13 protein-coding genes are annotated in these 14,590 nt (G+C 32.9%); 7 read left to right on the forward strand and 6 right to left on the reverse strand.

Annotated features, from left to right (window positions below):
• Positions 1-34: 34 nt before the first annotated feature.
• Entirely contained in the window at positions 35-1,573 is a 1,539-nt protein-coding gene (locus J2W48_RS11070; RefSeq protein ID WP_310281246.1) for a SulP family inorganic anion transporter, read from the reverse strand.
• 367 nt (positions 1,574-1,940) lie between these two features.
• Between J2W48_RS11070 and J2W48_RS11075 the strand changes: the two genes are divergently transcribed.
• Positions 1,941-3,899, forward strand: a complete 1,959-nt coding sequence (locus tag J2W48_RS11075) for a metallophosphoesterase (protein ID WP_310281248.1) — start codon at positions 1,941-1,943, stop codon at positions 3,897-3,899.
• A 354-nt stretch (positions 3,900-4,253) separates the two neighbouring features.
• Here the strand turns inward: J2W48_RS11075 and J2W48_RS11080 are convergent, their stop codons facing one another.
• Both J2W48_RS11080 and J2W48_RS11085 read right to left on the reverse strand, forming a co-directional pair.
• Positions 4,254-5,609, reverse strand: coding sequence for a glycine-rich domain-containing protein (locus J2W48_RS11080; RefSeq protein ID WP_310281250.1), 1,356 nt, complete (start codon positions 5,607-5,609; stop codon positions 4,254-4,256).
• Between the two features lie 104 nt (positions 5,610-5,713).
• Positions 5,714-5,863, reverse strand: a complete 150-nt coding sequence (locus J2W48_RS11085) for a DOMON domain-containing protein (RefSeq protein ID WP_310281252.1) — start codon at positions 5,861-5,863, stop codon at positions 5,714-5,716.
• A 398-nt stretch (positions 5,864-6,261) separates the two neighbouring features.
• Between J2W48_RS11085 and J2W48_RS11090 the strand changes: the two genes are divergently transcribed.
• A complete protein-coding gene (locus tag J2W48_RS11090; RefSeq protein WP_310281254.1) occupies positions 6,262-7,917 on the forward strand; it encodes a M1 family metallopeptidase in 1,656 nt (551 codons plus the stop codon).
• Between the two features lie 67 nt (positions 7,918-7,984).
• On the opposite strand, the gene tpiA is transcribed toward J2W48_RS11090, so the two are convergent.
• A complete protein-coding gene (tpiA, locus tag J2W48_RS11095; RefSeq protein ID WP_310281255.1) occupies positions 7,985-8,737 on the reverse strand; it encodes a triose-phosphate isomerase in 753 nt (250 codons plus the stop codon).
• A gap of 60 nt (positions 8,738-8,797) precedes the next feature.
• Positions 8,798-9,292 carry a TlpA family protein disulfide reductase gene (locus J2W48_RS11100; RefSeq protein ID WP_310281257.1) on the reverse strand — a complete coding sequence of 165 codons (495 nt, stop codon included), beginning with the start codon at positions 9,290-9,292 and terminating at the stop codon, positions 8,798-8,800.
• Between the two features lie 341 nt (positions 9,293-9,633).
• Between J2W48_RS11100 and J2W48_RS11105 the strand changes: the two genes are divergently transcribed.
• From J2W48_RS11105 to J2W48_RS11125, 5 genes are all read left to right on the forward strand, one after another.
• Positions 9,634-11,052 carry an adenosine deaminase gene (locus tag J2W48_RS11105; protein WP_310281258.1) on the forward strand — a complete coding sequence of 473 codons (1,419 nt, stop codon included), beginning with the start codon at positions 9,634-9,636 and terminating at the stop codon, positions 11,050-11,052.
• An 88-nt stretch (positions 11,053-11,140) separates the two neighbouring features.
• Positions 11,141-11,443 (forward strand): antibiotic biosynthesis monooxygenase family protein, encoded by a 303-nt coding sequence (locus tag J2W48_RS11110; protein WP_310281260.1) that lies wholly within the window; start codon positions 11,141-11,143, stop codon positions 11,441-11,443.
• Between the two features lie 93 nt (positions 11,444-11,536).
• The gene (gene rlmH / locus J2W48_RS11115) at positions 11,537-12,010 is read left to right on the forward strand and encodes a 23S rRNA (pseudouridine(1915)-N(3))-methyltransferase RlmH (protein WP_310281261.1); all 474 of its coding nucleotides are present in this window, start codon (positions 11,537-11,539) and stop codon (positions 12,008-12,010) included.
• Positions 12,011-12,127: 117 nt separating this feature from the next.
• Positions 12,128-13,420 carry an MFS transporter gene (locus tag J2W48_RS11120; RefSeq protein WP_310281263.1) on the forward strand — a complete coding sequence of 431 codons (1,293 nt, stop codon included), beginning with the start codon at positions 12,128-12,130 and terminating at the stop codon, positions 13,418-13,420.
• Positions 13,421-13,510: 90 nt separating this feature from the next.
• Positions 13,511-14,083 (forward strand): pentapeptide repeat-containing protein, encoded by a 573-nt coding sequence (locus J2W48_RS11125; protein WP_310281264.1) that lies wholly within the window; start codon positions 13,511-13,513, stop codon positions 14,081-14,083.
• Here J2W48_RS11125 and J2W48_RS11130 read toward each other — a convergent pair whose 3' ends face one another.
• The gene (locus J2W48_RS11130; RefSeq protein ID WP_310281265.1) at positions 14,084-14,581 is read right to left on the reverse strand and encodes a GNAT family N-acetyltransferase; all 498 of its coding nucleotides are present in this window, start codon (positions 14,579-14,581) and stop codon (positions 14,084-14,086) included.
• Positions 14,582-14,590: the final 9 nt, after the last annotated feature.

Here is a 14,590-nt window from a genome sequence, read left to right on the forward strand (position 1 = left end):
CTTTTTTTGAATTAACCTTATGAAAAAAAATCTTTTATGGAGTGTCTACTGCTACTTTGTAAGTTGGATCCTCGATAATATTTACTTCTATTACTGCCTGGGCATTTTTAAGAAGTTCCCTGCAATCAGCACTAAGGTGTTTTAATTCGACTGTTTTACCTGCCTGAGAATATTTCTTAGTCAGGTTATTTAAAGCTTCAATAGCTGACATGTCATTAACGCGACTTTCCTTAAAATCAATTATTATTTGTTCTGGATCAGCTGCAACATTAAATTTTTCAGTAAAATTCATTACAGATCCAAAGAAAAGAGGTCCGTAAATTTCGTAATGTTTAATTCCTTTTTCATCAATGTAGGTTCTGGCGCGAATGCGTTTGGCACTTTCCCAGGCAAAAACCAGTGCTGAGATAATTACACCAATCAATACTGCTAAGGCTAAATTATGCAATAAAACAGTAATTATAGCGACTAATATTCCAATGAAAATATCATGTTTTGGCATTTTATTGATAATATTAAAACTAGCCCATTCAAACGTTCCGAAGGCTACCATGATCATTACACCTACTAATGCTGCCATTGGCAGTCTCCCAATTACGGGTGCACCAAAAAGAATAATCAGCAGTATAGTTATTGCAGCTATAATTCCGGAGAGCCTTGCTCTTGAACCGGCTGAAAGGTTAACTAATGTTTGTGCAATCATAGGACATCCTCCCATACCAAAAAAGAACCCATTAGTAATATTGGAAGCTCCCTGGGCAATACATTCCCTATTGCCATTACCCCGCGTACCTGTTATTTCATCGACTAAGTTTAGTGTTAGTAATCCTTCGGTTAAACCAACTGCTGCCACGATAAGTGAGTAAGGCATAATGAGTTTTAAGGTTTCGAGATTCAATGGAATATTTGGAATGTGAAATGGGGGAAATCCACCATCGACAGAGGCAATATCCTGCACGGTTTTGGTATTTATACCAAAGACAAGTACTAGTACGAAAATCACTATTATAGCAACCAGAGACGAAGGAACTGCTTTGGTTATTTTTGGAAACAAAACGACTATAGCGATAGTCAGGGCAACCAAACCAAGCATGATATAAAGACTGGAACCTTGTATCCAGGTGCTTTCTCCATTAATTAAGGTTTTGAATTGTTCTAATTGTGACATAAAAATAATTACAGCCAGTCCGTTCACAAAACCATACATTACGGGTTGTGGAACCAATCGTATAAATTTACCCAATTTGAAGATACCAATAAGAATTTGAAAAACTCCTGCCAGGGCTACTGCCGCAAATACATATTCAAGGCCATCAGATTTCATTAGTGCAATAAGGACAACTACAGTGGCTCCGGCACCACCTGATACCATTCCGGGTCTTCCGCCGAAGATAGCTGTAATCAGTCCAGCTATAAAAGCGGCATATAATCCCATCAAGGGAGGAAAACCGGCTAAAATGGCAAAAGAAAGAGATTCAGGTATCATGGTCATAGCCACAGTTAAACCTGCTAATATTTCATTTTTATAATTGACTTTCTGTGAGAAGTCAAATAAATTGTAAACTTTTTTCATGTATATAGTATGAGAGTATGTATCTGTTAATAATAGTGAACAGAAAAACATACAGATAAGTAATCGGTAGTATTATTTTAGGCTTTGCCCGACGATTTTAAAGGCTAAAATCAAGGCGGGGTAACTTTAATGAAGTATGTAGTAGTGCTATTTTTCATAAGGAGTTGCAAAAATAAATAAAAATAATCGTTTTGCAAGTATCGGTGGTTAAAAAAAGGTTTACTTATATTGGCCTAATGATATTGCTTGTGGTAATCTCTTTTAAATATGACTGTTACATAACAATAGCATAAACTAACTTCATATTTTAATATGTAAAATTGCAATCGTTTACAAAATTCGGCATTTTATAAGATAAATACATTTTATGATTTTATATTCTTTTTACCTTAAGGACATTTCCTTAATTCGTCTGGGATTGTTATTGTTCCTTGTCTTGAATACTAACATAGCAACTGCCCAAAAAAAAGCTAATCTCGAAGGTGTGCAGGTTGCCTTTTTATCAGATGTGCATTTGCAGGATTTATTTGGGACATTTTCAGATAATGATTACCATGGAATCCTAAATCCAAAAAACGGAAAATATACTTTGATGCGAACGATGGCGTCTCAATTGCATTCAACACGAATTTTTAATGAAAATTATTTTGCTTTTATTGCCGCTTTAGAAGATATCGCAAAGCGAAAAATTAAATACGTAGCACTTCCCGGTGATTATACCGATGATGGTCAGCCAATACACGTGCGTGGATTAGAAGAAATTCTGGATCAATACCGAAAAAAATATAACATTGAATTTTTTATCACAACAGGAAATCATGACCCTGTTGGGCCTTTTGCACAGGAATCAGGCAAAGAAGATTTTTTAGGAAAGGACGGTAAAAGTCAGCCCATTTATAGCAAAACAGATCTGTATAAGCCGAATTTAAATTTAGAACAGCCAGTAGTTGTAACCGCTGATATTGCTAAGATGGGTTATTTAGGAATCACAGAAGGGTTAAAAAATTTCGGTTTTTATCCAAACAAAAAATACAAATTCTGGGCAACACCTTTTTCAACATATAACAGTCAAAATTATAGTTATGATAAAGCTGTTCAAGCCGCTTTATTATCAAACCGGGTTTATGATGTTGCGCCGGGATACGAAGTTCCGGACGTAAGTTATGTCGTTGAACCTGTTGAAGGTTTATGGTTAATGGCGATTGATGGTAACGTTTATATTCCGAAGAAAAATGCAACGGCAGATACTAAAGACCCTAAAAATTATTCAGAAGCAAGTACGGGGTATAACAATGTGCTTTCGAATAAAAAACATCTTATAAAATGGGTTGAGGTTATTTCGGCGCAAGCGAGGCAACAAGGTAAAACGTTGATAGCTTTCAGTCATTTTCCGATGATTGATTTTAACGATGATGCTTCCGCAGAAATAAAAGAATTATTAGGGACAAACAAATGGCAGTTAAACCGTGTTCCGGTTGAAGAAGTAGCCCGGGTTTTTGCTGATGCAGGTTTAAAGATTCACTTTGGTGGTCACATGCACATCAATGATACGGGAATGAGAACAACAGCAAAAGGTAATACTCTAGTGAATATTCAAACGCCATCATTGGCGGCGTATATTCCTGCTTATAAATTACTAACGATCAAAAAAGAGAATTTAGTCGATATTCAAACTATTACAATTAATGAAGTTCCGAGATATAATGAACTTTTCGATTTGTATAAAATGGAATATCAGTTTTTAGAAACCCAAAATACAAAGGACATTTGGAATATAGATATCCTAAAAACCAAAAATTATCACGATTTTACTGATTTTCATTTGAAGGAATTAGTTCGTTTGCGTTTTCTAGCCGATGACTGGCCATCATCTTTTAAAGATTTTATCCTGAATGTTTCAGGCGAAGATTTATTGGTTTTGGCAAATATAAATTCGGATCAGGATTTTGATATGGTTCTGAAAAACAGAAATAATTTAAAAAAAGAATGGAAAGAAGCAGAAGATAAAATGGAGAAAGTTTTAGCTGAAAATAATCTTAAAAGAGAAGATTTTAATTGGACAGGTTATGATTTTCTTGTTGATTTTTACCGTTTCAGAAGTGCTGATGAATTGGCTTTAGTAGATGTTGGAGAAGCACGAGCCAGACAATATAAAGTATTATCGCAATTGTTCTTTGGGAATCATAAAGAAGATTCCTCAAAAGAAAAGCCATTGCAAAACCAAATGCGATTGTTTTTGATCATCTTCAATAAATTCATGCACGAAGTTCCGGCAGATCATTTTACTTATGATTTGAAAACGGGCGGAATTTACCGCAAACACTAAGATTTATGCAAAGTGCACAAAGCTTTATGTAGATAAAAGTCTCAATAAGGAGCTATTGCGAGGAACGAAGCAATCTCACTATCAAAATTTCACATTTTAATCGCCCCAATATTGTCATTTCGACGAAGGAGAAATCACATGCGCTGCATCCACACAGAGCGCTGCTCTCTGGATGTGATTTCCGGTTTTCAACAATATCAAGGATACAATTAAGTTTTTGTGTTAGTTTATTTTTTTTACAAAATGTCTGCTTCTTCCCGGGAGCAGGCTTTTGTTTTTTATGATGTTTATACGTTAAAAAAAAGCAAATCATTTATGGCTAAATGATCTTTCAATTGTGGCAGTGTTACACGACTAGTCGCCACCACATCCGCCACAGGAACTACCACAAGAACTGCCGCATGAATTTCCACAGCTTGTCCAGCTATTGCCGGAATCAATACCGCTGCTGTTCAAATAATTGGTTAACGGAATAAAAGAACTTACCAGGATTACTTTTCCATAGAGAAAATAATTCCACTCCCAATCTTTTTCAGCTTCTGTATTGCTTTTTTCTTTTTTGAAAAAAAGAGGTATTGTGTAGGTGAACATATAGTTTTTTATTCTTTTCAAATAAAAATTAGAGCATAATACTAAAACAATTATCAAAAATAATAAATAACCTATAGGTTTGTCTCTGGAAACCCCGGAAAAAATTCTGCTCAAACCTATGCTTAACGCCAGTCCCAAAACAACCATTCCGGTGATTAAAATTATTATAAATTGTTTTGAGTTGAAAATAGTTTCCTTTATTCTTGTAACAGCTTTTTGTAATTGTTCGAATAGTGGTTTCTTTATTACTATTTTATATAATTGCGGATAAGGAATTGGTTCGTATTCTTTCATGATTTCGATGATACAATTTTCATATTGATTATCAGTTAAGTTATCATCAATCAGATTTAATCTTTTGTTATTTAATACTTCGATTTTTTTATTGCTGATTAAATTGTTTACCACTCCATGAACAACAAATTCTAATTTGCCTTTTTCAAGAAAAATCAACTCGAAAGGACTTAAATTTAATAAAATGGAAGACTTTATTTTATTGAAAATCGAATTAAAAATTGCCTTGGTCAAAAATTCTGACAGAGCAAATAATGAGGCAAATAGCAATACGTAATAAATTAAAAAATCAGGATTTTGAATCTGTATTAAAATAGGTTTAGCTATATAATAAATAGGAAGGATTAAAAGTATAAATAAAAATAAAAATATTTTTTTAAGTAATGTAATTTTTAGGTAACTTTCATTTAGGTTCAGGGCATTAAATTCATTGATATGACCCCAAATTGCATCCAGTTGTTTTCCAAAGTTGATTTCGTATAATTCTTTAGTTTTTTCTTTAGCCTTTTGAAATTTTTCGATTTCAGACCGGTTATGTGTGGAAGGAATGTGTTCAATTCTTTTAGACAGCAAAAGACAAAATTCAGAATAAGAATTTGTAAAAATCAAATGCTGATGCCAAACAATATCCACTATCTCTGATGGCGATACCATCTCGTTGTATGTTGCTGCCAAATACATGAACTTTTTATATTCAAGAATTGCTGTTTTTGTAAAATACAATGTCCAGTTATTTTCAAATGCCAATCTTGTTGAAAATCCATATTGATCATTTGGATTGTCTAAATTAAATTTTTGAATTTCTGACCAAAGTGTAGTATCCATTAGCGTGCTTTATATTTATTGCTAATATATTATATTTTTGTATCGTAATTATAAAAAAGCACCACTTCAGGGACTGATTTAGGTTTTACTCACTTTTGGATAGTTTACTTCACAAACTCAAAAGTTATAAATTCTTCAGGCTGATGAAAACCGAAATCAGTGGTTGTATAAGGCTCTAAGGCCAGATATTCTGTTGTGTTCCCGTAATCTATCCTAAAAGCATTTCCCTTCCATTTTGTTTCTGCTGAAGGCATGAATATGCTATATAAAGATTTTTATCATTCCATAAAAATGAAACAATAGTATTTTGAGAAGCAGTTGCCCCTGAATTATGAACAACAAAAGGTGTTGAAAAAGTTTTTTTCAATTAGATAAGTCGCCATCAACCGTAATTTTACCCGCCATTTTATGAATCGGAATCGTTTGGGACTGAATTACCATAGAACAGACTAAGCATAAGAAATAGAAAATTGGGCTGGCTTTCATAAAATATTTCAGAAGATTTTAGATGCTTAAATAGAGAATAATGAATTTTAACAGGGTGATTTTAGAACATGAATTATTAAATTATTAAAAAAATGATAGGATTGTTTACTTTTGTTAAAGATTCGTTTTGTTTTTAAAAAGCCTGTATTATCAAATTTATAAATTAATGAAAAAATATTTTGCCATCATTTTTATTGTGTTTTTTATCTGTTTTGCTGCCAATGCACAAGGACTGCTAAATAAGTCAGCCACGGTTTTTACGCATCAGGATACTTTACGCGGAAGTCTCACAAAAGAAAGAACATGGTGGGATTTAAAGTATTATCATTTGGATGTAAAAGTAAATCCTTCAGAAAAAACCATTACAGGAACTAATACTGTTCGTTATACTGTGTTGAGCGAATATAATACCATGCAAATCGACTTGCAGGAACCTATGCAGATATATAAAGTATCGCAGGAGGGCAGGGAATTGAAATTTAAAAGAAACGGAAACGCCTTTTTTATTCAGTTAGAAGCAATCCAGAAAATAGGGGAAATTAAAGAAATTCTAATCTCATTTGGAGGAAAACCCAAAGAAGCTGTCAAACCACCGTGGGATGGTGGAATTACCTGGAAAAAAGATAAAAACGGAAACGATTTTATAGCTTCAACATGTCAGGGTTTAGGCGCTAGTGTCTGGTGGCCAAACAAAGATCATATGTATGATGAAGTCGAAAATATGCTGATCAGCGTAAATGTTCCCGGGCATTTAACAGATGTTTCAAATGGCAGGTTACAAAGCATTAAAAAACTCAAAGACGGAACGAAAACCTTTAATTGGTATGTGTCCAATCCAATTAATAATTATGGTGTCAATATCAATATTGGGGATTATGTTAATTTCTCTGAAAAATACAAAGGTGAAAAAGGGGATTTAGATTGCAATTATTATGTTTTGAAAGACAATCTGGCTGTAGCTAAAGAACATTTTAAAGAAGTGCCAAGAATGTTAAAAGCATTTGAAAATTGGTTTGGGCCTTATCCTTTTTATGAAGACAGCTATAAATTGGTCGAAGCACCATATTTAGGAATGGAACACCAAAGCAGTGTAACCTATGGGAATCGCTATAAAAATGGATATCTAGGAACTGATTTAAGCGGAACGGGCTGGGGGTTAAAGTTTGATTTCATTATTGTTCACGAATCAGGCCACGAGTGGTTTGCCAACAATATTACCTATAAAGATATAGCGGATATGTGGATTCACGAGAGTTTTACCAATTATTCAGAAAGTCTTTTCGTGGAATATTATTATGGAAAAGAAGCCGGTGCGAAATATGTTAGGGGATGTCGTAAAAACATAGATAATGACAAGCCCATTATTGGTCATTATGATGTAAACACTGAAGGTTCAGGAGATATGTACCCAAAAGGCGCCAACATGCTGCACACCATTCGCCAGATTTTGAATGATGATGTGAAATGGAAGTCGATTTTAAGAGGTTTGAACAAAACTTTTTATCACCAGACTGTAACCACCAGACAAATTGAGGACTATATGAGTACTGAGGCAGGATTGGATTTGGATAAAATTTTTAACCAATACCTAAGAACAACCCAAATTCCAACATTTGAATATTATTTTAAAAATGGTTATTTAGAATACCGTTGGTCAAATTGTGTTGAGAAGTTTGATATGCCTTTAAAAGTGACTTTAAATGGAATAGAAGCCTGGCTGAAACCAATACCGGAATGGAAGAAAGAAAAAGTAACCGCTGAAAAATCAACATTAGTAGTTAATAAAGATTTTTATGTAACGGATTATAATATTACAGAATAATTTAATCTTATAAAACAAAACCCGACATGGTTAACATGTCGGGTTGTTTTTAGTATATCTAAAATAATTAGATAGCAGTTACAATTGCAAGAAAATCATCTGCTTTTAAAGCAGCTCCCCCAATTAATCCACCATCAACGTCAGGTTTAGAAAAAATCTCTTTGGCATTTTCAGGTTTTACTGAACCACCATATAAAATTGAAACGTCATCAGCAATATCGTTTCCAAAAGCTTTACGAACAGTTTCTCTAATAAATTCATGCATTTCCTGAGCTTGTTCAGGAGAGGCTGTTTCACCAGTTCCAATTGCCCAAACCGGCTCATAAGCCAAAACTACATTTGACCATGATTCTTTTGAAATATGGAATAATCCGTCACGCAATTGATTTTCAACAATATTAAAGTGATTATCAGATTGACGGTCTTTTAATTCTTCTCCAAAACAGAAAATTACAGTCATTTCATGTTTTAAGGCAGTATCAACTTTATTAGCAATTAAAGCATCAGTTTCGTTAAAAATAGCTCTGCGCTCTGAGTGACCTAATATTACAGTATTTACTCCAACGCTTTTTAGCATGTCAGCAGAAATTTCTCCTGTAAAAGCCCCGCCTTCAGCCTGGTGAACGTTTTGTGCCGAAACACCAATAGGAGTGTTTTTTAATTTGGCAACAGCAGCTGCAAGGTTGATAAATGTTGGTGCAACAATTACCTGAGCATTAGTTTTTGCTGGTATTTTTGTAATTAATTCGTTTAATAATTCTTCGGTTTGTTCAGCATTTTTATGCATTTTCCAGTTTCCTGCAACAATTTGTTTTCTCATTTTTGGGTAGTTATTAATTTTGTTTTTTAGATTTTGATGAATTGAAATCGGAGCCTCACTCTATTTCAGGTTTTTTAATGTTTCATTAATTTTGTCAAAGTCGGTTTCAATGGCACGGTATAAAGCAATTTTGCCAGTTTTGTCAACAATGATATATCTTGGAATCCAGTCTAAGTCAATTGCTTTTCCAAAAACGCCTTTCATACCGTCATTCATCATATAATGGTCGCCTTTTAATTCGTGCTTTTCAATTCCGGTTTTCCATTTATCAGCAGTTTTATCTGCCGATATGAATAAATAAGAAACATCCTGATTGTTCGCTTGCAGTTCTTTTACTTTAGGCATGGCTTTTACGCAATCACCACACCAGGAAGCCCAAACTTCAATGACCAAAGTTTGTCCTTTGTATTTTTTTAAAATGTCCTTAAATGCAACCTGACTTTCATCAACAGCTAATAATTTCTCAGATAAAGCTTCTTTCGAAAAATTGCTCTTTTGTGCTTTTGTACATGAAAATGTAGCAAAAGCAATAAGTAATATAACTAATTGTTTCATTTTTATATCTTTTGAACAAAGTTAAACAAACAAATTGAAACAAAAATGCAGAATATTAAAATTCAGAAAAGCCTTTGTTTTATGTTCAAAAAAGGAAATCTGTTTAAAGAATAAAAAATGAAATCGTAATAGTTTTGCCTAAATTTTTGATTTTTTATTAATTCTCTAAAATCATGAATAATAAAAACTATTTATTTGGTTTTTTATTTCAATAATAAAATGCTGAAAATGCCTAAAAAATATCTATTTTATACTTTTATCATCTCAGAAGTCAATTTTTAGAGAAGCTTTAAAAAAGTCTTCAAAATTAACTACATTTGCATGTAATTTAAACTTAGACTATGACGAGGATAATTACACTTTTCTGTCTTTTGACAATACAAATCGGTTTTTCTCAATCAGCCGAAAATTATTTAGAAAAAATCAGAAACAACGAAGCTGCCCTAACAGCTTTTTTTCAGCAAATGCCAAAAGGAGGCGATTTACACCATCATTTTTCGGGATCAATTTATACAGAACCTCTTTTGGAAAGAGCTATTACAGAAGATTTTTACCTGAATCTGGAAACTATGGAAGTTTCAAAAACGAAACCTTCCAAAGGCAATTGGGAAACTTTTTCATCTCTTAACAATAAAGGAAAACTGGCATTCTATGAACAACAAGTCATGCAAACCTGGTCGGCCAAAGATTATAACGGTGTATCAGTTCCTTCAGATGATTTGTTTTTTGATTCTTTTGATAAATTCTTTCCCGTAATTGACGGTCATTTTGCAGAGGGTTTATTGGAATTAAAAAAACGTGCACTTTCTGAAAACGTGAGTTATATTGAAACACAATTATCGATTATTCCTTGTGAGATGAAGGTAAATGATCTTACGGATTTTAATCTGAAACTTCGTCAGGCTGCCAGTCAAAAAGAGGAGAAGGCTGTTTTAAAACTTTTAGATGATTTGTATAAATCAATTCAACAGAAAGATGCTAAAAAATATGCAGCCGATTTCAATACTAATTTCATAGCAAAACTGCACAAGGATTTAAAAATAGATGATGACTGTTTTACAATGCGTTATCAGAATTTTGTACTGCGTTTTATGGAACCAGTTGATTTATTTAAAAATCTGGTTATTGCTTTTATTTCGGCTAACGAAAGTAAATTGGTTGCAGGTGTAAACATCGTTTCTCCGGAGCATGGCGAAAATTCGATGAAAGATTATTGGCTGCATATGGTCATGTTTAAATACTGCCATTCGCGTTTTCCGGATGTAAAATATACGCTTCATGCAGGTGAATTGACCTTAGGATTGGTTCAGCCCGAAGATTTAACCTGGCATATTAATTCAGCTATTTATGTAGCTGGAGCCAATAGAATAGGGCATGGAGTAGATATTGCTTATGAAGCAAATTCGTATGATTTATTGCGTTATATGTCAAAAAATAATATTCCTATTGAGATCAATTTAGCCAGTAACGAATTCATTTTGAAAGTAAAGGAAAACAGGCATCCGTTTACACTTTATAAAGAATTCAATGTGCCAATCGTAATCAGTACAGATGATGCAGGGATTTTAAGAACCAATATGACGGAACAATATGTTTTACTGGCAAAAAGATACCCTGATGTTTCGTATGCAACGATAAAACAGTACGTTTACAATAGCATCAATTACAGTTTTATTCAGGATGCATCCGTAAAAAAGCAATTATTGAAAGATTTAGATAATAGATTTAAAACCTTTGAGGCTAAATTTTCTAAAAATTAATATATAAATAAAATCTGCCAAATCTGCTAAATCTGCGTAAAAATTTAGATTTAGCAGATCGGGCAGGTCAAATTCATTTGTAATCATTATGATTTTAGAAGCTGTATTTTTGTTTGTAAAACCTGATTTAGCACCTCAGTTCGAAGTTGATTTTGCGAAAGCAAGTCAATTTATTTCATCAATTGACGGATATTTGGGACATCGTTTAGAAAAATGTCTGGAAGTTGGAAACAAATATCTTTTATTAGTCGATTGGAACACACTTGAAGATCACACTGTTGGTTTTAGAAACTCTGATGCTTATTTAGAATGGAAGAAGATTTTGCATCATTATTACGAACCTTTTCCTATTGTAGAACATTTTGAAAATGTTTTTGAAAATAAAAAATAGCTCACAGATTTGATGGATAAAACGGGTTTACACAAATTTTATATTTTAAAGATTGGTGATAATTCGGGAAATTTGTGGCAAAAACTTTAACTAATGAACATCAAACTTATCGCCATTGGCAAAACAGATAATAAATCATTGCAAGCTTTAATCGATGATTACACTAAACGTTTATCATTTTATATCAAATTTGATTTAGAGATTATTCCGGATATCAAAAACGTAAAAAATTTATCTGAAAGTCAGCAAAAAGAGAAAGAAGGCGAATTGATTCTCTCAAAATTAACGCCAACGGATCAGTTGATTTTATTGGATGAAAATGGAAAAAACTTTTCGAGTGTAGGTTTTTCAGAAGAATTGCAAAAAAAGATGAACTCCGGAATCAAAACGCTGGTTTTTGTAATTGGCGGTCCGTATGGTTTTTCGGAAACGGTTTATGCTAAGGCGCAAGGTAAAATTTCACTCTCGCTCATGACATTTTCACATCAGATGGTACGTTTGTTCTTTATAGAGCAGTTATACCGTGGCTTTACCATTTTAAGGAATGAGCCGTATCACCATCAATAAAAGATTTTAGGTTATTAATTTGAATTTCAAAACGAATAAATCGTTGATTATTTATTAATGAAAGATTCATTATGATTATAAGAAAAAATAAATAAATTAGCCTTCAAAACCAAAACCATGACAAATCTACCAAAAGGGAGTAAAAAATTATTGAATGCCTGGGCTTTTTATGATTGGGCAAATTCCGTTTACACCCTTACAATAGCTTCAGCAGTCTTTCCTATTTTTTATGAAGCTTTATTTTCGGATCGAAGCCATTATATAGAAATTTTCGGATTGGAGCTTAAAAATTCAGCCCTGATTAGTTTTACTACAGCCTTAGCCTTTTTATTTGTAGCCTTTTTTTCGCCGTTATTATCAGGTATTGCTGATTATGTTGGGAATAAAAAATCGTTCATGAAATTTTTCTGTTATGTTGGAGCTTTATCCTGTATGGGATTGTATTGGTTCAATCTTGAAAATATTTACATTGGATTATTGTTTTACTTTCTGGGACTAATTGGCTATTGGGGAAGTTTGGTTTTCTATAATTCCTATTTACCGGATATCGCATTTCCGGAACAACAGGATAAAATTAGTGCCAAAGGATATTCTTTAGGATATATCGGAAGTGTTATTTTGCTGATTATTAATTTGATAATGATTATGGGGGCAGCTGATGGTGAAGCAAAAATGCAGGCTATGAGATATTCTTTCGTAATGGTAGGAGTGTGGTGGATTTTATTTAGTCAGTACAGCTATTATTTTTTACCTAAAGGAAGCAAGGAAACCAATAAAAAGTTATCCAATGATGTTGTATTTAATGGTTTTAAAGAATTAAAGAAGGTTTGGGCTATATTGAAAGATAATATTCCTTTGAAAAGATATTTGGGTGGATTTTTCGTGTCAAGTATGGCTGTTCAGACCGTAATGCTTGTGGCTACATACTTTGGCGCTCAGGAAATTACATGGGCTTCTAAAGAAGAAAGTACAATAGGATTAATCATCTGTATTTTAATAATACAATTGGTTGCAGTTGTAGGAGCTGTATTAACTTCACGGGCTTCAGCGAAATTTGGAAATGTTCCAACTTTAATAGTAATCAATAGCATTTGGGCAGTCTTTTGTGCATTGGCTTTTTTCATTACCTTACCGATGCATTTTTACGTTATGGCAACAGTAGCAGGATTTGTAATGGGTGGAATTCAGGCTTTATCACGCTCCACATATTCAAAACTATTACCCGAAACAGAAGATACTGCTTCATTTTTCAGTTTTTATGATGTTGCCGAAAAAATCGGAATCGTAATCGGAATGTGCCTTTATGGTATTATTGATCAGATAACCGGAAGTCCGCGCCTGGCTATTGTATTTTTAGGGCTCTTTTTTGTGACCGCTATTTTCCTGTTAAGAAGAGTGCACAAAAAATAATTAATAAATTATATTCTCAATAATAAACGCAATTATCATACATTTGATTTTTGCGTTTTTATTTTAAATCGAACAATAATTGAATCCTTAATGACAACCGAATATTTTCTTGATAAAGAATATAATACTATAATTTATGATAGGGATGGGGCGAATTTCAAGGATTTTGAATGTTGTGTTTTTAATAACTGTAATTTTTCTGCCTGCACTTTTTTAGCCGTTACTTTTATAGATTGTGTGTTTAATGATTGTGTTTTTAATGAGGCAAAAATCAATTATGTGGCTTTTAGAACAGCAACTTTTAATCGTTGTGAAATCAAAGAGGTGAATTTCGCTATGTGTGACAAACTCATTTTTGAGATTCATTTCAATGATTGCATTCTGGATTTCTCAAAATTTTATACTTTAAAAATAAAGGGAACTACGTTTACAAATTGCAGTTTGGCAGCTGTTGATTTTATGGCTACGGACCTTACAAGTGTTGTTTTTGATAATTGCGATTTGTATCGGTCAGAGTTTAATAAAGCAATTGCCAACAAAGCCAATTTTGAAACCAGCTATAATTATACTATTGATCCATCCAAAACAAAATTGAAGAAAGCTAGTTTTGCCTTAAAAGATGTAAAAGGCTTGTTGTTTAAACATGATGTCATTGTAAGCTGATTACAATCGTTTCTCCATTACATAATCTTCCATCAAATACCCGTTTCCAATTTCAACATCTACTTCTTCTATAACTTCAAAACCTGTTTTTTTATAGAAATTTAAAGCCAAATTAAATCGGTTTACATTTAAGGATAAAACCTCTGAATGATTTTCTAAAGCCAATCTTTCAACTTCCTCAATCACTTTTTTCCCGATACCTTTTCCCTGCGTTTCCGGTAAAAGATATATTTTATGAATTCGTGTTACCGCATCACCTTTATAATTATGCTCAATTCCGATAAAGCCTAATGTAGAATTTGTATCCAAAACCAAATAAAATAATTGCTCTTTTTTCTCAAATTGACAGGTTAGGGTTTCATCAGAATAAATTAAATCCAACATATAGTCTAACTGAGCTGGAGATAAAATTTTACCATATGTAATGGGCCAGGTTGTATATGCTATTTTCTGAATGGTTTTGATATCTTCAACTGTTGCTTCTAAAATTGTAATCATGAAATTAAA

The sequence above is a fragment of the Flavobacterium piscis genome (assembly GCF_031457575.1).
Classification (GTDB): Bacteria; Bacteroidota; Bacteroidia; order Flavobacteriales; family Flavobacteriaceae; genus Flavobacterium; species Flavobacterium piscis_A.

Excerpts from the sequence above, each read along its gene's own strand:
- J2W48_RS11070 (WP_310281246.1), bottom strand. The coding sequence starts at position 1,573 with ATGAAAAAAGTTTACAATTTATTTGACTTCTCACAGAAAGTCAATTAT.
- J2W48_RS11075 (WP_310281248.1), top strand. The coding sequence starts at position 1,941 with ATGATTTTATATTCTTTTTACCTTAAGGACATTTCCTTAATTCGTCTG.
- J2W48_RS11080 (WP_310281250.1), bottom strand. The coding sequence starts at position 5,609 with ATGGATACTACACTTTGGTCAGAAATTCAAAAATTTAATTTAGACAAT.
- J2W48_RS11085 (WP_310281252.1), bottom strand. The coding sequence starts at position 5,863 with ATGCCTTCAGCAGAAACAAAATGGAAGGGAAATGCTTTTAGGATAGAT.
- J2W48_RS11090 (WP_310281254.1), top strand. The coding sequence starts at position 6,262 with ATGAAAAAATATTTTGCCATCATTTTTATTGTGTTTTTTATCTGTTTT.
- tpiA (WP_310281255.1), bottom strand. The coding sequence starts at position 8,737 with ATGAGAAAACAAATTGTTGCAGGAAACTGGAAAATGCATAAAAATGCT.
- J2W48_RS11100 (WP_310281257.1), bottom strand. The coding sequence starts at position 9,292 with ATGAAACAATTAGTTATATTACTTATTGCTTTTGCTACATTTTCATGT.
- J2W48_RS11105 (WP_310281258.1), top strand. The coding sequence starts at position 9,634 with ATGACGAGGATAATTACACTTTTCTGTCTTTTGACAATACAAATCGGT.
- J2W48_RS11110 (WP_310281260.1), top strand. The coding sequence starts at position 11,141 with ATGATTTTAGAAGCTGTATTTTTGTTTGTAAAACCTGATTTAGCACCT.
- rlmH (WP_310281261.1), top strand. The coding sequence starts at position 11,537 with ATGAACATCAAACTTATCGCCATTGGCAAAACAGATAATAAATCATTG.
- J2W48_RS11120 (WP_310281263.1), top strand. The coding sequence starts at position 12,128 with ATGACAAATCTACCAAAAGGGAGTAAAAAATTATTGAATGCCTGGGCT.
- J2W48_RS11125 (WP_310281264.1), top strand. The coding sequence starts at position 13,511 with ATGACAACCGAATATTTTCTTGATAAAGAATATAATACTATAATTTAT.
- J2W48_RS11130 (WP_310281265.1), bottom strand. The coding sequence starts at position 14,581 with ATGATTACAATTTTAGAAGCAACAGTTGAAGATATCAAAACCATTCAG.